The sequence below is a fragment of the Stenotrophomonas sp. STEN033 genome, from assembly GCF_056856655.1.
The window spans coordinates 48,684-72,519 of record NZ_JBXFWM010000016.1; the positions used below are offsets into that span (position 1 = coordinate 48,684).

The 23,836-nt window shown below is 59.6% G+C and carries 21 protein-coding genes and 1 pseudogene; 11 read left to right on the plus strand and 11 right to left on the minus strand.

Translation table 11 applies throughout. The features are described 5' to 3' along the window. Nucleotides 1-15: 15 nt before the first annotated feature. Nucleotides 16-1,647, plus strand: coding sequence for an alkaline phosphatase D family protein (locus tag AC1VXC_RS07845; protein WP_481538754.1), 1,632 nt, complete (start codon nucleotides 16-18; stop codon nucleotides 1,645-1,647). An 82-nt stretch (nucleotides 1,648-1,729) separates the two neighbouring features. On the opposite strand, the pseudogene AC1VXC_RS07850 reads toward AC1VXC_RS07845, so the two are convergent. Then, nucleotides 1,730-1,909, minus strand: a pseudogene (locus AC1VXC_RS07850) (HupB); the annotation flags it as partial. A gap of 236 nt (nucleotides 1,910-2,145) precedes the next feature. Here AC1VXC_RS07850 and AC1VXC_RS07855 point away from each other — a divergent pair. Next, nucleotides 2,146-2,508 (plus strand): BON domain-containing protein, encoded by a 363-nt coding sequence (locus AC1VXC_RS07855; protein WP_481538753.1) that lies wholly within the window; start codon nucleotides 2,146-2,148, stop codon nucleotides 2,506-2,508. A 205-nt stretch (nucleotides 2,509-2,713) separates the two neighbouring features. Here AC1VXC_RS07855 and AC1VXC_RS07860 read toward each other — a convergent pair whose 3' ends face one another. Together AC1VXC_RS07860 and AC1VXC_RS07865 are read right to left on the minus strand one after the other, a co-directional pair. Continuing rightward, nucleotides 2,714-2,914 (minus strand): hypothetical protein, encoded by a 201-nt coding sequence (locus tag AC1VXC_RS07860; RefSeq protein WP_313172620.1) that lies wholly within the window; start codon nucleotides 2,912-2,914, stop codon nucleotides 2,714-2,716. Nucleotides 2,915-3,050: 136 nt separating this feature from the next. Next, complete coding sequence (locus AC1VXC_RS07865; RefSeq protein ID WP_481538752.1) at nucleotides 3,051-3,554, minus strand: DUF2938 domain-containing protein; 504 nt, start codon at nucleotides 3,552-3,554, stop codon at nucleotides 3,051-3,053. A gap of 61 nt (nucleotides 3,555-3,615) precedes the next feature. Here AC1VXC_RS07865 and AC1VXC_RS07870 point away from each other — a divergent pair, with 61 nt between their 5' ends. Beyond that, nucleotides 3,616-4,059, plus strand: a complete 444-nt coding sequence (locus AC1VXC_RS07870) for a helix-turn-helix domain-containing protein (protein ID WP_481538751.1) — start codon at nucleotides 3,616-3,618, stop codon at nucleotides 4,057-4,059. 39 nt (nucleotides 4,060-4,098) lie between these two features. Here AC1VXC_RS07870 and AC1VXC_RS07875 read toward each other — a convergent pair whose 3' ends face one another. The 3 genes from AC1VXC_RS07875 to AC1VXC_RS07885 form a co-directional block, all read right to left on the minus strand. Further along, nucleotides 4,099-4,779, minus strand: a complete 681-nt coding sequence (locus AC1VXC_RS07875; RefSeq protein ID WP_481538750.1) for a hypothetical protein — start codon at nucleotides 4,777-4,779, stop codon at nucleotides 4,099-4,101. A gap of 586 nt (nucleotides 4,780-5,365) precedes the next feature. Beyond that, nucleotides 5,366-5,755, minus strand: coding sequence for a hypothetical protein (locus AC1VXC_RS07880; RefSeq protein WP_313172628.1), 390 nt, complete (start codon nucleotides 5,753-5,755; stop codon nucleotides 5,366-5,368). 217 nt (nucleotides 5,756-5,972) lie between these two features. Further along, a complete protein-coding gene (locus AC1VXC_RS07885) occupies nucleotides 5,973-7,064 on the minus strand; it encodes a DNA glycosylase AlkZ-like family protein (protein ID WP_481538749.1) in 1,092 nt (363 codons plus the stop codon). Between the two features lie 231 nt (nucleotides 7,065-7,295). Between AC1VXC_RS07885 and AC1VXC_RS07890 the strand changes: the two genes are divergently transcribed. Then, the gene (locus AC1VXC_RS07890; RefSeq protein WP_481538748.1) at nucleotides 7,296-8,264 is read left to right on the plus strand and encodes a hypothetical protein; all 969 of its coding nucleotides are present in this window, start codon (nucleotides 7,296-7,298) and stop codon (nucleotides 8,262-8,264) included. A gap of 148 nt (nucleotides 8,265-8,412) precedes the next feature. Here the strand turns inward: AC1VXC_RS07890 and AC1VXC_RS07895 are convergent, their stop codons facing one another. The 3 genes from AC1VXC_RS07895 to AC1VXC_RS07905 form a co-directional block, all read right to left on the minus strand. Next, nucleotides 8,413-9,366: a hypothetical protein gene (locus AC1VXC_RS07895; RefSeq protein ID WP_481538747.1), complete on the minus strand. Its 954-nt coding sequence runs from the start codon at nucleotides 9,364-9,366 to the stop codon at nucleotides 8,413-8,415. 280 nt (nucleotides 9,367-9,646) lie between these two features. Beyond that, nucleotides 9,647-10,798: a YncE family protein gene (locus tag AC1VXC_RS07900; protein WP_481538746.1), complete on the minus strand. Its 1,152-nt coding sequence runs from the start codon at nucleotides 10,796-10,798 to the stop codon at nucleotides 9,647-9,649. 195 nt (nucleotides 10,799-10,993) lie between these two features. Then, the gene (locus AC1VXC_RS07905; protein ID WP_482995023.1) at nucleotides 10,994-11,488 is read right to left on the minus strand and encodes a hypothetical protein; all 495 of its coding nucleotides are present in this window, start codon (nucleotides 11,486-11,488) and stop codon (nucleotides 10,994-10,996) included. 246 nt (nucleotides 11,489-11,734) lie between these two features. On the opposite strand from AC1VXC_RS07905, the gene AC1VXC_RS07910 reads away from it, so the two are divergent. After that, nucleotides 11,735-12,448, plus strand: a complete 714-nt coding sequence (locus tag AC1VXC_RS07910; RefSeq protein ID WP_481538744.1) for a transposase — start codon at nucleotides 11,735-11,737, stop codon at nucleotides 12,446-12,448. Nucleotides 12,449-12,456: 8 nt separating this feature from the next. On the opposite strand, the gene AC1VXC_RS07915 is transcribed toward AC1VXC_RS07910, so the two are convergent. After that, nucleotides 12,457-13,650, minus strand: a complete 1,194-nt coding sequence (locus AC1VXC_RS07915) for a GGDEF domain-containing protein (RefSeq protein ID WP_481538743.1) — start codon at nucleotides 13,648-13,650, stop codon at nucleotides 12,457-12,459. Nucleotides 13,651-14,431: 781 nt separating this feature from the next. Here AC1VXC_RS07915 and AC1VXC_RS07920 point away from each other — a divergent pair. The 6 genes from AC1VXC_RS07920 to AC1VXC_RS07945 all read left to right on the plus strand — a co-directional run bounded on the left by AC1VXC_RS07920 (nucleotide 14,432) and on the right by AC1VXC_RS07945 (nucleotide 23,126). After that, nucleotides 14,432-17,017 carry a Z1 domain-containing protein gene (locus tag AC1VXC_RS07920; protein ID WP_481538742.1) on the plus strand — a complete coding sequence of 862 codons (2,586 nt, stop codon included), beginning with the start codon at nucleotides 14,432-14,434 and terminating at the stop codon, nucleotides 17,015-17,017. Then, complete coding sequence (locus AC1VXC_RS07925; protein ID WP_481538741.1) at nucleotides 17,010-18,014, plus strand: PD-(D/E)XK motif protein; 1,005 nt, start codon at nucleotides 17,010-17,012, stop codon at nucleotides 18,012-18,014. Before AC1VXC_RS07920 ends, AC1VXC_RS07925 begins: the two co-directional genes overlap by 8 nt. Then, nucleotides 18,011-19,855, plus strand: a complete 1,845-nt coding sequence (locus AC1VXC_RS07930) for a hypothetical protein (protein ID WP_481538740.1) — start codon at nucleotides 18,011-18,013, stop codon at nucleotides 19,853-19,855. The genes AC1VXC_RS07925 and AC1VXC_RS07930 overlap by 4 nt, the downstream gene beginning before the upstream one ends. Beyond that, a complete protein-coding gene (locus AC1VXC_RS07935; RefSeq protein WP_481538739.1) occupies nucleotides 19,852-20,766 on the plus strand; it encodes a hypothetical protein in 915 nt (304 codons plus the stop codon). Before AC1VXC_RS07930 ends, AC1VXC_RS07935 begins: the two co-directional genes overlap by 4 nt. After that, nucleotides 20,763-21,527: a DUF6339 family protein gene (locus tag AC1VXC_RS07940; RefSeq protein ID WP_481538738.1), complete on the plus strand. Its 765-nt coding sequence runs from the start codon at nucleotides 20,763-20,765 to the stop codon at nucleotides 21,525-21,527. Before AC1VXC_RS07935 ends, AC1VXC_RS07940 begins: the two co-directional genes overlap by 4 nt. 87 nt (nucleotides 21,528-21,614) lie before the next feature. Next, complete coding sequence (locus AC1VXC_RS07945) at nucleotides 21,615-23,126, plus strand: DNA cytosine methyltransferase (protein WP_481538737.1); 1,512 nt, start codon at nucleotides 21,615-21,617, stop codon at nucleotides 23,124-23,126. On the opposite strand, the gene AC1VXC_RS07950 is transcribed toward AC1VXC_RS07945, so the two are convergent. Further along, the gene (locus tag AC1VXC_RS07950; RefSeq protein WP_481538736.1) at nucleotides 23,105-23,575 is read right to left on the minus strand and encodes a very short patch repair endonuclease; all 471 of its coding nucleotides are present in this window, start codon (nucleotides 23,573-23,575) and stop codon (nucleotides 23,105-23,107) included. The two genes, AC1VXC_RS07945 and AC1VXC_RS07950, sit on opposite strands and share 22 nt — an antisense overlap. Nucleotides 23,576-23,836 lie beyond the last annotated feature (261 nt).

Genomic DNA, 23,836 nt, shown 5'->3' on the forward strand with positions numbered 1-23,836 from the left:
CCCAAAGAGCCTCCGATGACCATGAAACTGGACCGCCGCCGTCTGATCATTGGCGCCAGCCTCGGCCTGGGCGCGCTGCTACTGCCCATCGGTCGCGCGTTCACGGCTGAAGTGCAGGCCGCCAAGGGCTTCACCCACAACGTCGCCAGCGGCGAACCCGGTGCGGACTCCATGCTGCTATGGACCCGCTATGTCCCGGCAGCCGCTACCGACGAAACCACCCTGCGCGCGGAGATCGCCACCGACACAGCGTTCCGCAACGTGGTTGCCGGGGCCAGCGTGCGTACCGGCAGCTACCGCGACTGGACGGCCAAGCTCACCCTTGCCGGCCTGCAACCGGGATCGACGTACTACTACCGCTTCATCGCGGCGGACGGCAGCGTCTCTCCCACCGGCCGCACCCGCACGCTACCCGTCGGCCAGGTGGACCGATTCAAGCTGGGCCTGTTCTCCTGTGCCAACCTGCCGACCGGCTGGTTCAATGCCTACGCCCATGCCGCACAGCGTGAGGACATGGATCTATGGCTGCATGTAGGTGACTATCTCTACGAATACGGCATCGCCGCCTACAAGGCGCAGGACCGCATCGCCGAGCGCGAAGTGATGCCGGCGCACGAACACGAAATGATCTCGCTGCTCGACTATCGCCTGCGCCTGGCCTGCTACCGTGCCGACGCCGACCTGCAGGCCCTGCACCAGAACGCGCCGATGGTGGCCCTGTGGGACGACCATGAAAGCGCCAACGACAGCTGGGAAGGTGGCGCGCAGAACCACCAGAGCGCAACCGAAGGCGACTGGAGTGTACGCAAGGCCGCCGCGATGCAGGCCTACCGCGAATGGATGCCGGTCTCCGATGAGCCGTGGAAGGCTTACCCGATCGGCAATCTGGCCACCTTGTACCGCACCGAGTCGCGCCTGATCGGCCGCACCCGTCCCGCCGACATCGCCGCTGCCTACCGGGCGGATAGCGACGCCGCCCTGGAGGCATTCCGCGACGGTCCGTGGCAGGACCCTGCGGCGACCATGCTCGGCCTGGAACAGGAAAACTGGCTGTACCAATCGCTGAAGACCAACGCCGCCGGCAATGCGTGGCAGCTGGTCGGCATGGGCACCATCCTGGGCCGGACCGTGATGCCCGCCGAGACGTTAGGCATGCTGCGCAGCGATGCCAGCGAACGCAGCGTGCAGGCTTTCAGCAACAACGTGCGCGGCGCGCGGCTGGGCCTGCCGATGTGGATGGACCGTTGGGATGGCTATCCTGCCGCGCGGGCGCGTTTGCTGCGCGCTGCACAGCAAGCCGACGCCAATCTGGTCATGCTGTCAGGCGACAGCCACAACGCCTGGGCCTATGAACTGCAGCAGGATGGCGAGCCTGCCGGCGTCGAGTTCGCGGTACAGGCGGTCACCTCCGGTGGTATTGAAGGCAGCATGGCCGCCGCACCGGGCGCCGTGGCAAAGGCCTTCATCGCCAGCAACCCGGAACTGCGCTGGTGTGACACCTCGCAACGGGGCTACGCGATGATCGATATCACGCCAGCGCGTATCAGCAGCGAATGGGTGTTCATGCAGGACATCAAGATGCGCGGCACCGCGACAGCGGGCAGTCACCGCATGAGCGCCGCGAAGGACCGCAAGACCTTCAGCTGAAGCGCTTGCTGCACAAGGCTGCGCGGCGAGACCGGCATTGCCGCCGGTTTCGTCGCCTGCCCTGCGCACAAACCCGCTAGTGCTTGTGTGACGCACGGCCGGCACCTGACTTTTTCCCGCCACCGTCCTGCTTGTTCACCGTCGCCCAGGCGATGCGCTCGGCATCCTCCTTTGAACGTCCTTCCTTGCGCTCGCTCTGCGCGATGTGCGCGGCCTGTCGCTTCTGCTTGTCTGTATAGGCGCTTTTGTCACCTTGGGTCATCACAGCGTCTCCGACATGGAAGAGCATCAAACGCTAGGCGTCCCGACGTAAGCGCTGTGTGCAGAACGCCATCGCGATGTCGACACGACCATCTCTTCAGCTGGCAGTGAACAGCTTGAATAGCCGCCGTTCGCAATCCGCTAACAACAACGCTGCGGTGCGCTAACCCCGGCGTCGTCACCATCTGCCTGGGCCAGCGTACGAATGGCCTGTTTCCCCACCAAAGGAGCATCGTGATGAAACACCTGCACCTGCGGAGTGTGTTGTTGATTGCCGCCGCCATCCCCACCTGTGCACCGGTTGCAACCGCCGCCTACCTGGGCCAGGAACCTCCTCCCGAAGCCGGGCGCGTCGAGCGCACCAGCGATCAACCCGGCAGCGATGCCTGGATAAGCCGCGAAGTGAAAGCCAGGCTGATGGGTGCCCGCGATGTGCCGGGCAGCGAAATCCACGTGGAAACACGCGGTGGCATGGTATCGCTGAGTGGCCAGGTTGGCAGCCAGGCCGAAGCGGATCGCATGGTGACCGCCGCACGCGCAGTCGACGGCGTGATCAGCGTCGACGACAGCGGCCTGATCATCGGTGAACCCAGCAACTAGCGCGTTCCATGCAAACCAATACCCGCAGCGCTGCACGCAGCGTTGCGGGTGCCGGGTAGCACGGACCACCTGACAAGCTGCCGTCCTTGCGGACCCGCAGCCTTATTCTGTGCGGGTTGCCTCCAGGGCTGCTCGCACACTGCCACGGGCGTTCACGATGAAGGCGCGCGAGGCCGTGCACCGCAGCAGCCAACGCAGCAGTGGATCAATGCTTCCTGCCGTGATTCCGCCGTTCGGCCGTATGTTGGTCCGACATGCGTTGATCGTGCATGTCTTTCTGATGGCTGGGCTCGCCACGCGCGGCCTGGCGCGCCGGGCTGCTGCTGCGTGCCTGCTCGGCGTTCGACTGCCGGGAGCGCGGCGGACCGCCTTCATGACTGTGCTGTGGATTGTGTTTGCTGATCATCGCAACCTCCAAACTGCGGCTTGGCATACCGCCGGCGAACAATGCGCCGCCCGGCGTTACGTTGATGTGGCGTTCCCGTGCGGGGCCACCACAAAGCTGAGCAGGAGCCGCGACGCTCTGCGGACACACAGGGCATTCATCCAGCCCACGCAGACAGCGACTGCCAGCAGCAGGCACCCAGATACATACCCATTCCAAAAACCGAGTGGCTCGCTACCGTCTGCACGCGCGCATGCCACGGCCGTGGAGTCCGCGAGGCGAAGAACCCAGCCCCCAATGCCGGTTGCAGGACGCACCACGGCACCACCATGCTCAGCAAACCAAATGCCAGCGCCACCGCCAAACTGGGATGCAGCAACCACTCTGGACCCGTCACCGCCACCAGCCCGGCGACATAGCCAATGCCCAGCAGGTAGTGCGCAACCCAGCCGGTCAAGCGTTCGTACCTTACCGGCGCAGCGCGTGTGATCGCCGTGTGGCGCCATTGCCCATGCAACATGTGGCCGAGCCAGCGCCCGACCAGAGCGTAGTCCAGCGTTGCCACGCCGATCCTGCGCAGCAGCGCACTCCAGGCGTCCATCAGGGCCGTCGCCAGCACTCCTGCCACCAGTACATCAATCATCAGCTCCCAGCTGCCCATGACCCGCTCCGCCTGTTCTGTTAGGGTCAGGATGCAAGTTGAAGTCCACTTGAGGTCAAGCATGTTGGAACTGGATATCAGCGAGGTCAGCCAGCGCTCCGGCCTGCCGGCTTCGACCCTGCGCTACTACGAGCAGCGTGGGCTGATCCGGCCCCTGGGTCGCAAAGGCCTGCGTCGCGTCTACGCGCCAACCGTGATGCAGACATTGGCGCTGGTTACGCTGGGCCGAACGGCGGGTTTCGCGCTGGAAGAAATAGCGGCGATGTTCGACGCGGACGGCAACTTCAGCATGGATCGCCCGTCCCTGCTGAACAAGGCCAGCGCGCTGGACCGTCACATCCTGCGCCTGCAGCTGCTGCGCGATGGGCTGCGCCATACCGCCCGCTGCACGCAACCGGATCACCTGCAGTGCCCCAATTTCCGCAAGCTGATGCAAGCCGCGTTGCCGTCCACACCTGGCAGGCAGGCCAAGCGCCCGGCACCTGCGGTACGTGCCAAGCGTTGAGCCGCATCGATCAGCGACAGCGGATCGGCGTACTGGCCATCATCTGGAAATCGGCGCACCACTCAGGCTAATGCTGAAGAATTCACTTCGCTTTTCCGGCGGGACATCCTCAAGGTCGACGTCGCCCAGGTCCTTGAATGCATCCATCGTTGCGCGTGGGTAGTAGCCGCCCCAGAAATAGCGCGTGGCCACGCCCCGCTGCTGGATCGATGCCGCATCCATGCCCGCGACAAACCGGGTGCTTTCCGGGCGCAGGTTGCCTGCCAGGGCAACGCGGACTTCGGCCAACGCCCAATGGCAGACCTCCCGTCCGTAGTACGCCTCATCGATGATCCGATCCAGATGGATCGTCCCAAGGTATTCCCCTTCCGCCACCTTGACCAGGTCGAAGGGTTCGTTACTGGAGATGCGCGGCATGGCACCTGCAAACGCGTCGCCCCTGCCGCAGCGGCCCGGGTTTTGAACATCATACTGCGCGGTGCCCTGCACGGTTTCAAACGGACCCGGGACATTGGCCAGCCGCACCCTGAGCGCGTAGGCCTGCACCGCAGCGGGATTGAGCTTGCGCAGCGCGGCCGCGGCTTTGCCGATCTCCGGGCTATCCGGTGGTACTTCGCCATGGCGCGGTGCGGCGCAGGCAGCGACCAACAGTGCAATGGCACAGAGGCTGACGTGTGCGGTCTTCCGTAAAGCAAGGCATGTAGTTGAGTGCGCGGGCATCGTCCTTGCTCCCTTTTTCGGTAACACCACCGCTGCTGTCGACGCATTAGATCGCCGGCGCCGATGACAACGCAAGCGAACGGCATGAACCGTCCCGATCCAACAAGGCCAAGGGAATCTCAAAGCGCGCGGGATAAGCCCTCCCTTTGCCGTAGGCAAGGGGAGGGTTGGGAGGGGTGCTTTGGCTTTGGCTTTGGCTTTGGCTCTGACGCTTCGCTTTGGCTTTGCAAGGGAAGAAACCCCAGATGCATCCATTCCCCCGTCCATCCGCCAGCCCTTAATGTAGGAGCGAAGCCCTGCTTTACCCAAGCTCTATCGGTGAAGCCCCTGCCGAGCATGGCTCGGCACTACCCTGCTGAAGCGCGCGAATGAGCCCTCCCTTTGCCGCAGGCAAGGGGAGGGTTGGGAGGGGTGCTTTGGCTTTGGCTTTGGCTTTGGCTTTGGCGCCGACGCTTCGCTTTGGCTTTGCAAGGGAAGAAACCCCAGACGCAGCCAATCCCCCTCCATCCGCCAGCCCTGAATGTGGAGCGAAGCCCTGCGCTACGCGGGCTCCATCGGTGAAGCCACTGCCGAGCATGGCTCGACACTACCGTACTGCGCTTCGGCGCAGTGCCAGGTTGTAGGTGGTCGCATAGAGCGCGGTGACCGACATCGGCACCACGATCGTGCGCAGAATCTCCGGCGTGCCAGCCAACCAATGAATGCTGCTGAGCAGACTCAACGAGGCGACCACCGCAACCAAAGGCGGAACCCAATAACCCGCACTCCCCGGCAACCGCGCGGACAGCGCCTCGATCATGCGCTTCAAAAACAAAGTGATCAGCGCCGACAAGATGCCCTGCACCACCCCGGCAATCACCGGCCGCGGCATCGGGTGCGTGCTGTTTGCGAATGCGGCCCAGCTGCCCATGGCGATGAAGGCCACGGCCATATGCACGATGCTGTTGCGGGCTGCTGCAGCAGTGGTGGTCGGCACGAACTATTCCTTCTGGCGTAACCCCGGGTTGGCGTCGCAGCATGACGGATGCAGCAGCCCACCATCAACTCCAGCGAACCCCAAGACGGCTGCCGCGAAGAACAGAGCACCTCGCCATGCCAGGCTTTCGCTGCAACCGGCAATGATCACAGGCCGATCGAGAAGGGAGATGCTGTCATCCTCAAAAGAGTATCCACATCTGCCCTGAAGCTTCAGCTCAGCCGCCCACACCAAGAAACACCCGCATCCGCCCCAGCTCAGCCTCCAGTTCTTCGGCAAAGACAGCATCAACTGGCGCCCTGCCGTCCACGTAATGCAGCTGTGCGTTCAGTGCCCCCGACGCCACCGAGAGATTGCCCCAGCCAATCACCCGGTCCTGCCACAACAGCGGCAACGCGTAATACCCCAGCTTGCGCTTTGCCGGTGGCGTGTAGGCTTCAAAGCGGTACGCCCACCCCCAGAACAATTCAAAACGACGGCGGTCCCATACGACCGGGTCGAACGGGGTCAACAGCCGCACCTGTGCGTCGGGCTTCCAACGGCGGCTATCGGCCCGCTCATCGGCCGGCCAGACCCAGTCCACCCCCTCCACCCGCGCCCGCTGCAGCCGCAGGCGTGCGCGTGCCAATGCGGGCTTGCGCGCCTCCTTCCACTGCGGGACACCATTGCCCAGATGGGCCACCAACTGGCCCAGGCTGGCATCCGGCAGCGGTGCATACTTGCCCACAATCAGGTCGATCAGCGCATCCATGCGCGCATCAATCTCGGTGGCAGCAACCGGCAGCGGAATATCGCGTACCGCATAGACACGCGTGCCGCCGTCACGCCGCGCCACCCGCAGCAAGCCACGGTAGTGCATACCGTCCAGCAACTGTGTGCTGGCGTTGGACGAGCCACCAAACCAGTTGGTGGTCTTGCCATGGGCGAAATGCGCATCCACTTCGCGCGGGTGCACCGCGCCACGTTCAGCGATGAAGGCCTGCACCGCCTGCGCCTGCTTCCAGCGCGCCGGCGTCCACTCCATCCGCGCCTGCCGCGGATGCATCAACGCCTGCCGCTCGCGCGGCAGGAAGCCATAGTTGACGAAGAAATCCTCCTCCACCGGCAGCCGCGGATAGCGCCGTTCCAGGTCCCCGGCGTGGTAGTTCATAACACGATGCCGCAACGTCAGGTCCTGCGCTCGCGCCGGCGCGCGGATCGGGTCGGCCTGGACGAAGCCCAGCTTCGCGATAGCCCGCATCAGCGTGGTCGGCTTGAACAGCGAGCGGGCGACGGCGTAGCGGCGGAGTTGGTCGAGGGTGAGCGTCATGCGGGGATCATGCCAGCAACCAGGGCGTTGGGCTCACACCGCGACGGGCATCGCACCGATGCAAGCCGATATCCGCATCCCGTCGCGACTCTTTCCTGATCCAAACCCAGGTCAAATCCGAGCATTGCGCCAGCAGAACAGCTGCGTTCCTCCACCACGATACCGACAGTATCTTCAAGAAAGTTGGCCTAAAACTTCCTTGCAGCACAAGCTGCTCCACCAGGAGAAACGATGAAAAGGAATTCACGAATCCTCGCTACCGCGGTCCTCGCATTCCTGGCGCCCTCGGTCTCACTATCAGCGATCGCCGGCGGCGTGGTTGAATGCAACCGCTGCCCCTCGACGGCGAACGCCGCCATCTCAAAGGGCAATGGCCTCACCGTGGTTGTAGATTTTGAGAGTGCCCAGTTGACCGCTTACGAAGTTGAGTACGACCGAGAACTGAAGCGCTGGCGTACGATGCGTACAGCCATCCCCGAGCCGATATCGGCGGCGTTCTACCGCGTATTGGATGCCGCCTCCCTGACAGCTTCGTCGGCACAGCCAAATGCAGCGGCCATCCCTGGCCATGAACCAACCCAAGGCGAAGCCGCTGATAGCGCCAGATCCAACAAGAACCAGGGAGGGCTTGTCGTCACCGTGCATCCCGACAACCCGCAGTACTCCAATCCAGTCGGCTTCACCTTTCCTAGCGCATACAAGGACTTCAGCGCCAGCGACATCGTTCTTTCAGCCACATCAAGAGCCAGATTCGGACAGTACCTGGCTGAAGGCCTCGCGGGGGCTGGCACAAGTAGCGCCGCGTGGAACTCCGTGGCGTTCTCCATACAGGAGCTCGCGCTTTCCTGGGCGGACAAACATGGCGCCGGTGCAATAATCGTCATCGTCCAATGGCGGGATGGATCACGGACGGTCTACAAAGTGACAACCGACAACGTCACCGAGGCGAAGTACGTCGAGGGCGAAAGCCGGGATAGCGAAGGCAACAGGTTTCCTGATGCCAGCATCGTCGCGCCTGGCACCGCGCCGGACTACGTTGGCGACTATTACTTCGGCGAAGGAAGCCGAGGTAACCGGAATCTGCAGCGCTGGATGGACTCAGCGCGTCGCTACGGCATCCCCATCACCGGTAACGCCGGCGATAGAAATCGCATGCTGTGCAGCTGGGATGGCAGGACAATCCATTGCCGGGTGCGATAGCTCATCCATGAACAAGACGCCCAAGGCCGGGAGATCAATGCCGCCCCGGCCTGGAAGGCAAGGCAGGCTTCTGCCACACCGAAGAGGAACGGCTCACAGGCGTGCTTGCCTGCACGCCCCCGCCGTTCATCCGCTTACACCGGCGGGATCAGTTCCGGCGGGTAACCGAGCGGCAATAGTGTTCGGCCAAGGCAAAGTTCAGCGGCCGCTGCTCGGTCAGACCCCACTCTGCTGCAAGCGCCTTGCCATCCACACGCACCACCTGCGACTGCACGCCGCGCTTTTCCAACAAGGCAGGCAGTTTCTTGCCGAACTCGCTGGCGTCGGTATCACCACTGGTGACGATGCAGAGCGGCATTCCGCCCGCCAGCGGCGCCTCGGAGATCATCTCCTCCAGGTCCTCGACGCTATCCTCATCGTTGTCCAGTTCATCGATGCCGGCGCCTTCCCCGGCGAGCCGGTACTGCAGATTGTCCGCATCCATCATCATCACCATCAGCGATGGAACGGGGGCAGACTCGGCTGGACACTTCGGCGGCATCAGTCGACCGACGAGAGGCGTTACCGTGCCGTCGGCCGCAACCTGACGCAGCGCAATACCGCAGTGACCCCCTTCGAAGTCACGGATCATGTCGCCCTCGTAGTCCATGCCGGGCTCGGGAACGAAACTGATCTCGATGCCGCGCCCGCGGTTGCAGGTCCACCCCGAGCCGTTGGCGATATTCGCCTGCAGACGCACCGGCTGGCCCGGCACCAAGGGATGCTCGGAGTAGTACGGGCTGGCCCACAGCTTGTCGCGTGTGGCCAGGTTGCGGGTGTCATCGGTCTCCGGCATGCCGATGGAGATGTTCTCCGGCTTCTTGCGGACCATCGCCTTGAAGTAGTGCCCGATCGAGCCCGACGCCTCGATCTCCTCGTCGTACTGCTTCTCGCAGAGCGCATTGGTATACATCGTCAAGCCAACGCCGTTCTGGCCGAACAGGCGGATGCGCGCCGGGCGCTCAACGGCCACGGCGGGTTCCTGCGGCACCGCGTCTTCTACGGCGTGGGCCTCTACACAGGCAAATGCCAGCAACGCCAGCGGCAACAAACGAATCTGCATTTACGCGACTTCCATTTCGACAAGGATGATGGGTGGAGCGGACAGGCGGCGCTGTGCCACGGCACGCGCGGCAGGAGCAAGATGTGTTTCCCCGGGCGGAATTCTATAGACGGCAATCCGCAGCGTATACACGTTGCAGACAGCGATTCGACCGCATCGCGGCGTCAAAATTTTGGCCCTGCACTATGCGCGAGAACCGCGCTGGCCATACAAAGGTTGAGGGCCAAGGCAGCATCTCTGCTGGCCTTGGCCACTCAGTACTCAAGATGCTGACGTTTCTTCAGCTACCCAGATCAATGCGGGCGACGCTTTCCTCGGCACCCTTGGGGTCACCTTCGCCATCCTTGATGCTGACGTAGAGCACGTTGTTCTTCGCATCCAGCGCCAGACTGTTCGGATGCGTGGGCACCGGCCAGCTGGCCACCTGCTGGTAGTTGTCGCTGTCGTAGGCGGTGACGCTGCCAGCTTCGCGATTGGTCACGTACAGGCGCTTGCGCGGTGCATCCAACAGGATGCCGAGCGGGCCCGCATCGGTGGGGATGCTGGCCAGTTCTGCGCCACTGCTGCGGTCCAGTACCAGCACCCGCTTGCCCGGATGGCGCGAGACGAAGCCTTCGATGCTGCTGCCCTGGTACTTGCGGATCATCTCCAAGCCCTGGTCGGTGACGAACAAGCGCTTGCCGGCAGGATCAAGCGCGATGTTCATCGGCTGCTCGGCACTGACCTGGAAGCGCTGTTCGACCTTGCCAGTGTCGGTGCCAACGGTGACCACCTCACCGAGCAGATTGCTGGTGTAGACGCGCTTGCCGGCCGCATCCAGTGCCAGACCCGGCGCCTTGGCCTTGCCCAGCCCTTCAATGGTGTCGATCAGTTGCAAGGACTGCGTATCGACCACGAACAGTACACTGCCTTCCTGCGAGTGGCCGGTGACATACAGGCGATGGTTGAGCGCATCCACCACCAGCTCGCGCAGGTCGTGGCTGTAATAGGACTTGCCATCCTTGCCTGTGACCTTCTCCATCAGTTGTACCGTGCCGATGGCCTTGTTCTGCGCGGTATCGACCACCGTCACCGAGGTATCGACGGTGTTGCCGACGTAGAGGCGATTGTTTGCGTCATCCAGCACCACACCGAAGCCCTTGCGCTCCAGCGGAATGCGCTGCTGCACGGCAAGCGTAGTGGGATCCAGGCGCAGCACCTGGGCCGGGCCGGCGTCATCGCCAAAGCCACCGGAAGAAGCGACGAAAACAGCGTTCTGCGAGGGACTGTAAGCCAGCTCATACAGGCCCTTGGCGACGGCCTGGCGCTGCACAGAGGCGGCAGCGCTGCTGCTGCCTGCAACCGGCGACGTCGCCGAAGCAGCCGGTGCAACTACCGCAAGAGAGACCGCCAGCGCGAGCGCAGCGGAACGGAACAGGGGGGATTTCGACATTGCGAGCTTCCTTGATAGGGCACGAAGGGTGTCCTGGCTCGCTGCGCCGTTGTCGAACGGGAATGGCTGGCTGGTGCCGGCATGTTAGAGCAAAACCGGGGTCAGAGTCAGGTTATTGATACGCGAATCACCACCTTGCGCCCCACCTCCGAGGTGCCGGCATCCAGCTTTCGTTAGCAGCGCCGCCGCACACATCTAAATGCCGCAGATATCCCATGGCCAAACTTTCCGCCGACGGTCAAACACAATCTGCCGGCTCTCCAACCCTGTCGCTCCGCGCACTACGCAGAAATTGCCGCTATACCATCGGCGCACCGCCTCACCGTCGGACGCAACGATGAAGGCAGCAACATCAACCAGATATCGTGTTCCCGGCAACAGATCTGGCAAGGGATCTCCCGTGCTTCCAAGACCATCAAGACACTCGTGCGACGTAATCGCGGGAGCGGGCCCCTTGCTTGGCGGAAAGCTCTGCTGCCAGAGAAGGTGCGAGCCAACCGCGCCTTGACGATAGATGCTTACGTTGGTCACTACAGATGCGCGGCCCTCCAACTCCTCCACGTCATTGGCGCGCAAGCACAGGCTACCGCCATCAAGGGAAATGACGGCGTTCTGATATAGCCCTTTTGGCTGACTGCAGATAGCACTTGCCGGCGCCATCAGAAGTGCAAGCAATAGCAGTCTATGCATGCTCGATCCCTTCCTTGGTTGAGAGACGTCGAACGGATCTTCCATTACCCGTTCAGCGTCGCACAAGTGCGGGGCGCGAAGTTCCATCCAGAACCGGCACCCTTTGGGAGGATGCACTTCCGTAGCCATTCGCGTGTTCAGAACCGGAGTCAGAGTCAGGTTCTTACACAACCCGCCCTACTCCCCGGATCGAAGGTATGCGCCAGCAGCACTAGGGTGATCCGCAGCCCAACATGAGCACCGCATATGGCACGGCACCCCAGGATTGATCTGGCAGAGGTAACCCAACACGTCATACAGCGCGGCAATGATCGGCAACCGTGCTTCTTCCGCGAGATTGACCGCGTGCGCTACCTGCAGGACCTACGCGAGCTGATCATCGCCCACGAAAGCAGCCTGCATGCCTACGTACTGATGACCAACCACGTACACCTGTTGATAACCCCAACCCGGGCAGTTGCGATAAGCCGGGTAATGCAGTCACTCGGCCGCCGCTACGTCCGCTATATCAATGACGCTTACGGACGTACCGGCACACTATGGGAGGGCCGCTACAGATCCCACCTGATCGCCAATGACGCACATCTCCTGCGCTGTTACCGCTATATCGAGCTGAACCCTGTACGCGCTGGGATGGTTGCGAGTCCTGACGATTACACATGGTCCAGCTACCGCCACAATGCCCTTGGTGCGCCAGACCCGGTCATACAGATGCACGCCTGCTATCGACAGCTGGGCGTCACCGACGCACAACGCCAAGCGGCGTATCGCAACCTGGTCAGGCAAGCCAGCGACGATGCCAGCGACTTCCGCGAACACCTGCGCCGTCAACAACCGATGGGCAATGATCGCTTCCGCGCCGCTATAGAAGCCCAGATTGGCCGCAGTCTGACGCCCGGAAAAAGCGGAAGGCCCAAGAAGCAAACGGCGACGAGTCCAGCGCCCGATGCAGCCAGCTAGTCAGCCAGCTAGTGCACCGTATCCAGCGCCGCGTTAACTCGACTCTGACCCCGGTTTTGCTCCACGCGGTTGCGGCCGGTGTGTTTGCCGCGATATAGGGCCGCATCGGCTTGTTGCATGGCCTGGCTCAGGCTGGCCGCACTGGCGAAGCCATCTGAGACACCAATGGTTACCGTGCAACGCAGGCCTTCATAGCGCGCGTCGTGCAGCATCACTTTCTGCTCGATGCTGCTGCGCACACGCTCGGCCACACGCAGGGCCGAGGCGTCATCGGCACCGACGCAGATCGCCGCAAACTCCTCGCCCCCCAGCCGGCAGACGAGGTCGTCCTTGCGGACCGAGGCACGCAAGGCGTCCGCAACGCCACAGAGCACGGCATCACCCACTTGATGGCCGTAGGTATCGTTGATGTTCTTGAAGTGGTCCACATCAACCAACAGCAAACGTGCCGAAGTGCCTGGGTGCCGGAAATAGACATCCAGCGCCGTGCTCAAACCACGCCGGTTGAGCAACTGGGTAAGCGGATCACGAGCGGCCATGCCACGCAGCCTGTCTGTCAGGCGGCGCAGCACCAGCCAGACGATCGATGGCGGCAGGATGGTCGCCAACGAGCACATATAGACATAGAAGATCATCGAGAACTGGCCGTCCATGCTCAGCGCCTCGAAGCCGCCAGACAGCAGCTTACTGAGCTTGATGACGTTCAGCACGCATATGCCGCTGATCAAACCGGCAAACAGCAGCACCTCACCGCGCAGGTCCTTGGCGAAGCTGCGCACGCCGTACAGCAGCACCGCCACCATGCTGACAAACCACACCGCACAGGTGCCGGCCAGCAACGCATAGCGCGCCACCGGGCCCATGGCCCAGTTCACCAGAATTTGCAGAAGGCTATAGCCCACCCCCAGGTACAACAGCGGCCTGGCCAACGGCGTGGCGAGGCCAAAGAAGCGCGCCCCGCCCACGCAGTACGCCAGCAAGGAGCACAGCGTAAGCGTGTGGTTGACCATGCTGGTCCAGCTCCAGCCCGGCGGCCCTTCCAGCAACTGCAGCACATAGGCCCCGCCCAGCATCAGATTGGCCGCCGCAAAGACGTCCATACCCATCTTCTCGTCCTGAAGGCGACGACTGATGAGTTGGAACATCAAGCTGAAGCTCAGCAGGTAAACGCAGAGCATGCCAACTAGGAGGGTGGCGATCATTGGGTGTTCAACAAAAAGGGCAGGCGAAGGCGCGCCGCCGCACCTCATGCGGAACGACGGATGCCAAACAAGAACGCGCAACGCTGCCGCTGATCCCCCGGCCCCGCGTTGTCCCCGCCGTATCGTACCGAATTCGGTTGGGGTTACGGGGTTTGCGAGGGCTGGATGGGGTATGTAAACGGTTACGGGCGCTCTTACGCTCGCCCGAGACGCCCGCGCGGTTGCTTCTCGCAAAGCAATCAGGGAGCAAGAATCTGGCTCGTTCAGCTTTTAATGACCGATGCGCATGAACATCACTGTGAAGCTCAGCTGATAGCTGCAGAACATGCCAATCAGGACAGCAGCGATCAAAGAGTACTCAATAGAGACCCTAGCCTCCTGTGCAACCGCCCCTCGGAGACCGAGGAATTTACCCTTGGGCAAGTTTTCCAGTTCGCCCCTCTTGGCATTGCCCATAGCTGGCGTAGTTGGGCGACAATTTCTCGAGCAAACGAGACTCTTACGCCCTGGATATCAGCCTCTCCAGTTGCAATCCCCGTATAAAGCGCAGTAGCGGGCGCCGATCTGCAAATTTGAAAGCATAAGTACCGACCACTGTATATCAGCACAAAGACCCTCCAATGCTCGGAAGGGGTTGCATCGCCATGTCCGGTCAACAACAATCACCATCAATATGAGCCGAGAGTTCCGAGCTTTCTGCTTAGGTTGATGCGTCGGGATACTGCCGGGGGGGCATATTCCGAACTGCGCCTGTAGCCCCCCAATAGCGCAGGACGCCAGATTGAACGCACAGGTAAATGCACTTTCATCAATGATTCGGGACAAGCTCCCGAGCTACGACACTCTCGAAGCGGCCGTTGCCGCAGCTCGTGAATCCATCGAAAGTCTGATGGGACCGCTTACGGGTCAAATGGAAGTCAACTTCCAAGATGCTGTTAGTGCGGTCCAAGCCTCGTTTCAGAAAGTTGAGATCCTTCGACAAAACTCACTTATCAAGCCCCGACCGGCTTGGTACAAGGGCCCCACCCTGCATGACAAGCATTGGCCCGCGCTATTGGGCTATCTTCGCGAGGTGAAGAAGTGGAAGGATGCCTCCGATTCGCTCGATGAATCATCTTCCGAGATCGTTTCACTTCTTGCGAATCCGGCTGAAGAACGCTTCAGCTGCCGCGGACTAGTGGTTGGCTATGTTCAGTCAGGCAAGACTGCGAACATGACTGCGGTAATTGCCAAAGCGGTGGACGCCGGATACAACCTGATAATTCTGCTCGGCGGCGTCACAAACAAACTTAGAGCGCAAACTCAACGTCGAATTGAGACCGACGTTGTCGATAGGCACAGGACACTTTGGCAGCAGTACACCACCACTGAAGACGCAGGTGACTTTGTCAAGCCAGCGAATGGCCAGTTTGTAATGCCCCATAAGGGCGGCGCACAGCTAGCCGTGATCAAGAAAGAATCAACACGACTCGAGAAACTACTGGAGACGGTGACAAAAACCCAACCACCGATCCTGCGCAAGCTCAAAGCCCTGATCATTGATGATGAGTGCGACCAGGCATCAGTCAACTCTGGCGCCGACGACGAAGAGATGACTCGGATCAATGAGGCCATTCGGCGTCTTATTGCTGCACTTCCATGCGTCTCCTACGTCGGCTACACCGCAACCCCATTTGCAAATGTCTTCATCAACCCGTTTCCGGTTCGAGCTGACAAGCTCGACGACTTGTACCCGGAGGACTTCATAACCGCATTGCCTCGCCCCAAGGGATATTTCGGCACGCTGGAAGTGTTCGGCGAGTTCGACGCTTCGGCAGATAGTGACGAAATTGACTTCGGCCGCGACATGTTCCGCTCAATCCCTGAGGAGGAGATTGCTCGACTTGTTCCCAAAGGAAAGAACGGACACAAGACCTTCACTCCTGCAGTGACTCCTCAGCTTCAAAAAGCGATCCTGTGGTTTCTGATGACGTGCGCCATCCGGCGTTTGCGCGGACAAGCAAAGAATCACATGACAATGCTGGTACATACATCAGCATATGTTGCCCAGCACGACGGAATGGCAGAAGCGATCCGTATTTGGCTGAGCACGAATCGGAGTGACATTGAGTCATTGGCAGGTTCTGTCGGCACCTTGATGAGTGAAGTGTTCGCTGAAGAGATTGTACGGAGCCCACTCAGCTCACATCAGCAAATTGACTACCTCAGCACCAGCATAAAGCGGGTGCTTCCGGAGGTAATGCAAGCGCTCGAACTAGCTGTTGAAAACGGCGAAAGCCTGGAGCGACTTGATTTCACCGGCGAACCGAAAACCTACATTGTTGTTGGCGGATCCGTTCTTGCTCGCGGTTTGACGCTTGAGGGCCTTTGCGTCTCATTTTTCCTGCGTACATCGCTCCAGTACGACACGCTTCTTCAGATGGGCCGATGGTTCGGCTTCAGGAAGGGTTATGAGGATTTGCCCCGTCTATGGACTACCAAAGACCTGATATCCAACTTCCGCGCTCTGGCTCAAGTCGAGGAGGAAATCCGCAAGGAAATCTCAACCTACCGCACCGCGGAGGTTACGCCTCTGGACTTCGCGATAAAGGTTAGATCCATCCCCGGATTGGCAATCACATCAGCGGCAAAAATGAGGCATGCAATCAGGACCAGTATCAGCTTTGACGGAAGACACGAGCAAACTGTCCGCTTCAATCATTTGGATTCAGCCGTAGTCGAAAAGAACTGGCAAGCTGCCTCAGAACTTGTCAACCAGCTGATTGATGACGGCTATCGGAGAATAAAGGACCGCGTTTTTGGCGAGGTTCCGGCATCAGTCATCCGCAAGTTCCTCGTCAACTACAACATGTGCGACCGCCAGTTGAACCTGAATAAGCAGCTTCTACTGAGCTACTTGGATGGTTGTGCGAGCCGAATGCCCACATGGAATGTTGCAGTCATGAGTTTGGAAAGAGAAGCCCCGTCTGCGCAGCTCGGAAAACTCAATGTCGCTCCTTTCATCCGCTCTCAGCTCAAGGAGCCCTCGGACTACGCAGACATCAAGGCATTGATGTCGAAGCACGACGTGCTTATCGACGTCGAAGATGCCGAAGCCTCCCCAGCTGCAGGATGGGATGAGCTAAAGCGCAGTCGACCAGGTGTACCGCTTCTACTAATCTACCCAATCGACAAGAAGTCGACTCCTGCCAAGGCAAGCGGGCATCGTGTCCCCTTGGACGCAGCTGGCGACCTGATCGGACTAGGCTTCATTTTCCCCGGTGAAAGCGACAGATCAGGTCGCTACTTCAGTGTGGAGTTGAATGTTCCAACACCTGATCAATTGGAAGATGAGTCCGAGACTGCGGTGATTGAAGCTGATGTCTGAGATTGCTCACGAAAACTGGCTCGGTCTTCGCAGCAGGGCGCGTCCAGCACCCGGGGTAGAGGTTGCCACCGTCTCATCAGGGGTAAATACCGGATTTGGTGATGTGCGCTTTGCACTAACCGACGCCGGCGCCCCACGCTTGCTTGTCCCCATATCCTCAGGAATGGGCGGCTTGGAAGTGAAGGCACTGGGTGGTCCAAGCGTAGCGGTTACCGTGGCACGCCTTCTATCGGGTGACTCCACATCGTTCTTTATCGACGTGAGCCTGCTCGAGGACCGCTTGGAGCCGCTTTTCGGCGATCTCTGTATGGAGATGATCTCCCGGATATCGGGTGGCAATCCACCAATCAAGGCGGTGACAGGAAGCATCGAAGACTTCCGAACTCTACTCGCTGAAAGTCCTCATGCACCTATGGATGCAAAAGTAGTGCTCGGTCTGATGGGCGAGTTGGTCATACTCCGCGAAGGCGCAAGACACAGTTCCAATGCAATTGAATCGTGGACAGGCCCAGTCGGTCAGCGGCATGATTTTCGAGGCAAAGCGGGAGCTATTGAGGTCAAGACCACCGGGTACAAGCAATGCACCAACATCCATGTACACGGCCTGGAGCAACTACTCCCGCCAACTGACGCTCCGCTTTGGCTAGCCTACGTTGTACTTGAACGAACTCAGAATGGGCCTCTCTTTGTAGAGGGCCTTTGCAAGCAACTGATCGAAATGGGGGTGCCAAGTGCAGCGCTTGAGAGCCGTCTTAGCGCGCTAGGCTGCGACGACCCAAGTGCACCCGAATGGAACGCTCTGCGCGTCTCACTGGAAGGCATGGACTTCTACTCCATCTGCGAAGACTTTCCCCGGCTCACAGTTTCGTCCATGCCCAACGGAAGGGTTCCGCTCGGCATCAACGACATTCAGTACTCCGTCGATCTATCCGCTGCCGCAAGCTACCTCGTTCCCAATGCTCAGCACGATGACGTTATCAAGGCAGTCTTTGCATGAAACTCGATTTATATAGCGAACCGTTCTCCAAGAACGGAAACCTTGCGGGGGAAGGCTTCAGACGGCTATTGGGCCGTCCCAATCTCAACCTGCTTCAGACACTACTACGCGAGAGCCTGCAGAACGTAATCGATGCGACATTGCCTGGAAAGTCACCAGAAGCCCGGCTCCGGATTCGCAAACTTGATGAAACTGAGCGTGCGACGCTTGGATCGAACGTGTTCTCGCAGGTTCCCGCTGGACCAGCCTCCTCTGAACTTCTGCGGGCTTCACTGGAGAAGGAAGAGCTGTGGGTGCTTGAGATCGCTGATTTTGGCACGGTAGGACTTTCCGGGCCCATTGAGGCTGATATACCTCCTTCGGGTGATGAAAGAGCAAATTTCGTCAACTTCCTCAAGAACGTTGGTGCCGCGAGAGACAGCAATCAGGGCGGAGGGACCTACGGCTACGGAAAGAGCTCTCTCTACGCCATGAGTGCTTGTTCCTTGATCCTCGTGGACAGCCAAACTTTCGACCAGGGCCAACCGATCCGGCGTCTGATGGCCTGTCACTTGGGCGAAGCCTTCGATAGCGCCCCAGGAACATCCACTGCACGTCGCTTTACGGGGCGGCATTGGTGGGGGGTAACCGACAGTGACAGCGTAGCCCCGGCTATTGGCAGCAGCGCGAACGTAATCAGCCAGGCATTGGGGATCTACCAACGCTCCGAGGCCGACACAGGTACGTCGATTGTTATTTTCGATCCGGAGCTTGATCTCTCCCGGATCGATCAGCTGGGCCCAGACCTGGTGACATGTGTCTTACTCAACTTCTGGCCACGAATGGCGCAGACGACTGCCGCGTCACGCCGACTGAACATCAGCATCGAGATTGATGGGCAAACAGTGGAGGTCCCGAAACCGGAGGCATTCCCCCCGCTCGATCTTTTCTGCAGGGCTCTTGCAGATATTCATTCCGACGCTGATTCATTGAAGAAAATCAGATCACGACGCCCCGCCAAAGACTTGGGACACCTCGCCTTTGCGCCCGGCGTAACTGCCCAACGTCATCCTCTCTGCTCCCTTGAAGGCGAAGATGTTCTGGCACGATCTTCACATATTGCGATCATGAGACCTGTCGAGCTCGTAGTCAGGTATGTCCCTGGAATTGCGTACCCCGACTCTTCGTACGAATGGGCCGGCGTTTTCGTCTGTTCGAGCGAGCCGGAGGTTGAGGAGGCGTTTGCCCAGGCCGAACCACCTACGCACGACGACTGGGTTCCTGACAACCTGCCCAAGGGCAGACAGCAGACCATGGTCCGCGTAGGAATGAAGGAACTTCGCAGCCAAGCAGAGAAATTCGTTCCAACCAGATCACTCAGCCGAGCAGCAGACTCCGATGTCCCCAGCTTGGCTGCCACCGCCGGGCAGATGGGCCGCTTTCTTTCACCGGTCAGCGCTCGGGGCGTTGGAAAGCCTGATCAGGTTCGGCGCCCAGTAAAAACGGCAAAAAATGGGGTTCGACTTACTGCACCCGAGATGATTGGTCTGGCTTTGACGGACGATGGGAAAGCGATTGCCAAGTTCCGCATCGAACTCATAAACGATGGCAGCAAAGGACCTATTTCACTTCGTATTGAGCCACGGCTGGTCGCTGACGGAAGCGGGATCGATGCGCATGATCTGCCTGTCCATCTACTGCCAACACTACATAGCATCAGGATGGAAGCTCAGGGGCTGGAAACAAGGAACAGTGTACTAAACGCAGGCTTTTCACAAGGTGAAGTCATTGTTTCCATTCATATCGTCGCCGGTGCTGCAGTAACACTTGGAGCTGAAGTACTCAGCAAGGATGCCGCGTGAGCAGAGTCGCCTACCCCTTCCTGAGAATTCCGGAGGACGCCGTGGAGTTCAGCGGATGGTTCATCGGAGATCCGGGGGCTCCGCTTCTCCCGGCTTCCGATGTGCTGGCAGACTGGGACTATGCGCGCGACCTCACGGTCCGTGCGAGCCTCAAGATCGACTGGCCCGCAGCCTCGCTTGTACTTGGCTTTGGAGATGAATCATGGTCAGCGATGGCTCAATTGGTCATAGGTACCGGACAGGGCCACCTGCCAAGACAGATTCGCTACGCAACCCAGCAGCATCTATCGAACCATTCGCCTACTGCGAACCTGGAGTTCGTCATTCCAGCCAGCTCGCTTTCGGCACAGCTCGTCGCGCGCATTGAAATACTCCTTGTTGCTCCATCCGCATCGGCCTCCCCACTATCGCCTCGCATGAAGGGCGCAAGACTATGGACACAAGAGCTCGATGTTCTGATCGAAGATGGCGGCTCTTCGAGGTTTCCTGTGTCATCCATCAGCTTCAAGGCTGCGTTCGCAGACAAGCCGCATGAATTTGCGCCTTGGTATGTTCAATGGCGTCCCGAGGATATTGCGGGTGACTTCTCTTCCAAAGTGGTTCTTTACGTAAATTCGGACGAAAAGGAGTTCCTCGAGAAGTTCCTGCAAGGCGAGCGGACGACCATACAATCAGTTCTTGGTGGTGTTGCTTCCCATATCTGTTCAACCATACTCCTTCGCAAGGAAGAGGACCTCGACCTCGACGTTTACGAAGATGGATCGGTCGGGGCGGTCGTTCGCCACTGGTTGCAGCAGGCATTCCCGAACGAGGGCGGCACTTCTGGCATCGTGAAGCTGCTTGAGAACGATCCAGGAGCTTTCCACGCGTCCCTGATTGCCTCAGCAGATGTTGGAGAGCAAAACGCATGACAGTCATTCTTCTACCTCGGCTTTCCCGCCTGGGCGTCAATCGAATGTTGTCTGAACTCGACCGCGACTACTCTCCAGATGAAGCAATGTCCTTCCTGAATGAACATGCTTCGCTATCAAGCTATGGAGCGAGCGGCGGCATCCGCGACCAGCACGCCTCGATCAGAATTGCTGACGCCGTTCGCGGCGTAGCCATCGAATGTGGATTCCCTACCTCATCCGGACAAACCGGGCGAGCCAAATTTGATCGCGATGCAGCTATCGCTCTCATGTCATTCAGTGAACTTGCCACGGGCGAAGGGTTGCGCGACGACGTTTGGGCATACCTGACCACGGTCCTTTTGCCCGACGTGGTGCGTTGGCGATTCGAGAGTTCATCACAGGAACGTTTTTGCGGCGGAGTGCGGAATGCATTACAGCGACTGTACATTCGCGCAGCAGCCCTCGACCTTGGACCGAATACTGGTGTGGATCGTTGGCGACTGCTGAGAGCCCTTACGGAAGATGCGCACGTCGCCGTGTTCGAGCGCCCTTCAATTGGCGGGAATTCGTCGCTGGCTCGCGCTGTCGCACGACAATGGATAGCTTCGACGGCCACCTATGGGAAGGGGGCCATGGAGGAGGTCATGCGACGAGCAATCAAGCTGCTTCGCCTCAGGTACCAGGTTGTGGATCTGGGCCTGCTTGCTGAAGATGAACTCGCAATGGTTGTAGCAGAGCTCTTCCTGGACGCTGCGCCGCCAGCAACCCGATCCACCTGATTCTTATTGAAATGCGAACTACGGCGTGCCATCCTGGCGCCGCCAAGGCGCGCAGTTGCGCCTCTATTTATAAATGTGAATCAAGGCATGCATATCCCTGTTGTTGATATCTTCGCCGGCCCCGGGGGGCTGGGCGAAGGGTTCTCCGCCTACAGCCCTCCCCGGTCGTCCAAACAGCATCCGTTCAAGATCGCCATTTCTGCGGAGATGGAGGTCAATGCCGCCAGAACGCTGCGGTTACGCGCCTTCTACCGACAGTTCGCTCCCGGAAAGGCTCCCAGCAGCTACTACCAGTACATCGCTGGACGAGCACCGACTCCGTGGACAAGTGACACGGAAGAAGAGTGGAAAACCGCTTGCCATGAGGCCCGCCAACTGAAGCTTGGCGAACCCGAAGATGACAAGGTGCTGCACGCACGCATCAAGGAAGTCGCATCACAGGAAGACCCTTGGTTATTGATCGGCGGTCCACCTTGCCAAGCCTACTCGCTGGTTGGGCGCGCACGCAATCGAGGGGTCACCGGGTACAAGGCAGAAGATGATCCCAGGCATTTTCTGTACCTGCACTATCTCAAGATCCTCAAGAAGTACTCGCCAGCCGCATTCGTGATGGAGAACGTCAAAGGCATTCTGTCATCAAAGGTTGGCGGTGAACTGATGTTCCCACGGATCCTGGACGACTTGCGTTCCGCGGGAGGCAGAAACGGCTTTCGATACAATATTGTTCCGCTGGTGCAGGACAATAACGACCTCTTTGATGATGAAGATGGACGCCGATACATACTGAAGGCCGAAGAACTCGGCGTGCCTCAGGCTCGGCACCGCGTGGTTCTTTTCGGAGTGCGCGAAGATATCGATATCTCGTCAATCCGGCAGATCAAGCGTGCATCGGATGAGTACCACGTCGCGGACGTTCTGCGCGGAATGCCGCAACTGAGAAGTGGCATCACCAATATCGAATGCGACAACTGGCCAGCTGCAGCAAAGGAAATTCTCTTGCATGCCGCCAAGCTATCTGAGGATCGAGCCGTCTCCGCAGAACTGCGACTGCAGGCCAAGTTGGTACCCGAAATGGACGCGGGTGCAGGCGGTCGTTCGAGGCCATGGACTACAAGCGTCAACGATGTGCCAGAGCACCTCAAACCATGGCTCCTTGACCCCAAGCTTGCCGATATCCTCAACCATGAAGTGCGCCCGCACATGTGGATGGATCTCGTGCGCTACGGTTATGCCTCCGCGTTCACAGAGATCCACGGCAGATCCCCTCGTGGTGCTTCCGAGTTCCCTGAGACAATGCATCCGAACCACGAAAACTGGACCAGCGGCAAGTTCGTGGATCGTTTCAAGGTCCAGGCATGGGGCGCAGCGAGCTCAACCGTAACCAGCCATCTTCAGAAAGATGGTCACTACTTCATTCATCCGGACCCGAGCCAGCTACGCAGCCTTTCGGTACGCGAAGCTGCCAGACTACAAACTTTCCCGGACAACTACTTCTTTGAAGGTTCGCGGGGCGCACAGTTCCGACAGGTAGGAAATGCTGTGCCACCATGGATGGCTCGTCAGATTGCCGACGTGGTCTACTCCGTCTTGGGAAGCTGAGACCCAGGAAACTCCTGGTATCTCATGCTGGAAAAAATGAAACCCTTCAAGCCATCGAGCGTGGCTTGAGGGGACGTCGGGGAAGCACGCAGCGCACATTCCCATACAACGGCAACCCGCCAGCCTGTGCTCATCAGCTTCTCCTGCGTGGTTACATCTCTCGCCCTGTTTGCATTGAGCTTGGCCAACCAGAATTCTGGCCGAGTCGCTGGTGTTGTCGCAAAGCGGCACCCCGGATGCCGGTGCCAAAAGCATCCATGCACAAAGACCACGCAATGATGCTTCTTCAGCACAATATCCGGTTTCCCGGAAAGCCCTCTGTCGTGAAGACGATATCGGAACCCCTGCCGATGGAGAAAACGCCTGACTTGTAACTCGGGCTTGGTATTCGTTGCTTTGATGCCTCCCATCATCCGAGAGCGAACCGCAGCAGATACGATGTCTGTCATACAACGAGACCTTCCACCAAGCCCGTGAGAGAGCTTAGCCTACCCGGCATGCCAGCACCCACAGAGCGAAAGCTCCATCTCGAGAGTTGGTTGAACAGGCCAGCGAAGAACACGCCCACCATGTTTCAGCAGCCACATGCAGCATCAACGTCCAATGGGCGAACGGTCGATTTCGAGCATTGATCGAAGCAAAGTTCAGTCCCAAGCTATCACGCGGAAAAGTAGGTCAATCTAAGAAGCAAACGCAAAAGAATTGGCAGC

Coding starts and splice junctions, on each gene's coding strand:
- AC1VXC_RS07845 (WP_481538754.1), top strand. CDS start 16: ATGACCATGAAACTGGACCGCCGCCGTCTGATCATTGGCGCCAGCCTC.
- AC1VXC_RS07855 (WP_481538753.1), top strand. CDS start 2,146: ATGAAACACCTGCACCTGCGGAGTGTGTTGTTGATTGCCGCCGCCATC.
- AC1VXC_RS07860 (WP_313172620.1), bottom strand. CDS start 2,914: ATGATCAGCAAACACAATCCACAGCACAGTCATGAAGGCGGTCCGCCG.
- AC1VXC_RS07865 (WP_481538752.1), bottom strand. CDS start 3,554: ATGGGCAGCTGGGAGCTGATGATTGATGTACTGGTGGCAGGAGTGCTG.
- AC1VXC_RS07870 (WP_481538751.1), top strand. CDS start 3,616: ATGTTGGAACTGGATATCAGCGAGGTCAGCCAGCGCTCCGGCCTGCCG.
- AC1VXC_RS07875 (WP_481538750.1), bottom strand. CDS start 4,779: ATGCCCGCGCACTCAACTACATGCCTTGCTTTACGGAAGACCGCACAC.
- AC1VXC_RS07885 (WP_481538749.1), bottom strand. CDS start 7,064: ATGACGCTCACCCTCGACCAACTCCGCCGCTACGCCGTCGCCCGCTCG.
- AC1VXC_RS07890 (WP_481538748.1), top strand. CDS start 7,296: ATGAAAAGGAATTCACGAATCCTCGCTACCGCGGTCCTCGCATTCCTG.
- AC1VXC_RS07895 (WP_481538747.1), bottom strand. CDS start 9,366: ATGCAGATTCGTTTGTTGCCGCTGGCGTTGCTGGCATTTGCCTGTGTA.
- AC1VXC_RS07900 (WP_481538746.1), bottom strand. CDS start 10,798: ATGTCGAAATCCCCCCTGTTCCGTTCCGCTGCGCTCGCGCTGGCGGTC.
- AC1VXC_RS07905 (WP_482995023.1), bottom strand. CDS start 11,488: ATGCATAGACTGCTATTGCTTGCACTTCTGATGGCGCCGGCAAGTGCT.
- AC1VXC_RS07910 (WP_481538744.1), top strand. CDS start 11,735: ATGGCACGGCACCCCAGGATTGATCTGGCAGAGGTAACCCAACACGTC.
- AC1VXC_RS07915 (WP_481538743.1), bottom strand. CDS start 13,650: ATGATCGCCACCCTCCTAGTTGGCATGCTCTGCGTTTACCTGCTGAGC.
- AC1VXC_RS07925 (WP_481538741.1), top strand. CDS start 17,010: ATGTCTGAGATTGCTCACGAAAACTGGCTCGGTCTTCGCAGCAGGGCG.
- AC1VXC_RS07930 (WP_481538740.1), top strand. CDS start 18,011: ATGAAACTCGATTTATATAGCGAACCGTTCTCCAAGAACGGAAACCTT.
- AC1VXC_RS07940 (WP_481538738.1), top strand. CDS start 20,763: ATGACAGTCATTCTTCTACCTCGGCTTTCCCGCCTGGGCGTCAATCGA.
- AC1VXC_RS07945 (WP_481538737.1), top strand. CDS start 21,615: ATGCATATCCCTGTTGTTGATATCTTCGCCGGCCCCGGGGGGCTGGGC.
- AC1VXC_RS07950 (WP_481538736.1), bottom strand. CDS start 23,575: ATGACAGACATCGTATCTGCTGCGGTTCGCTCTCGGATGATGGGAGGC.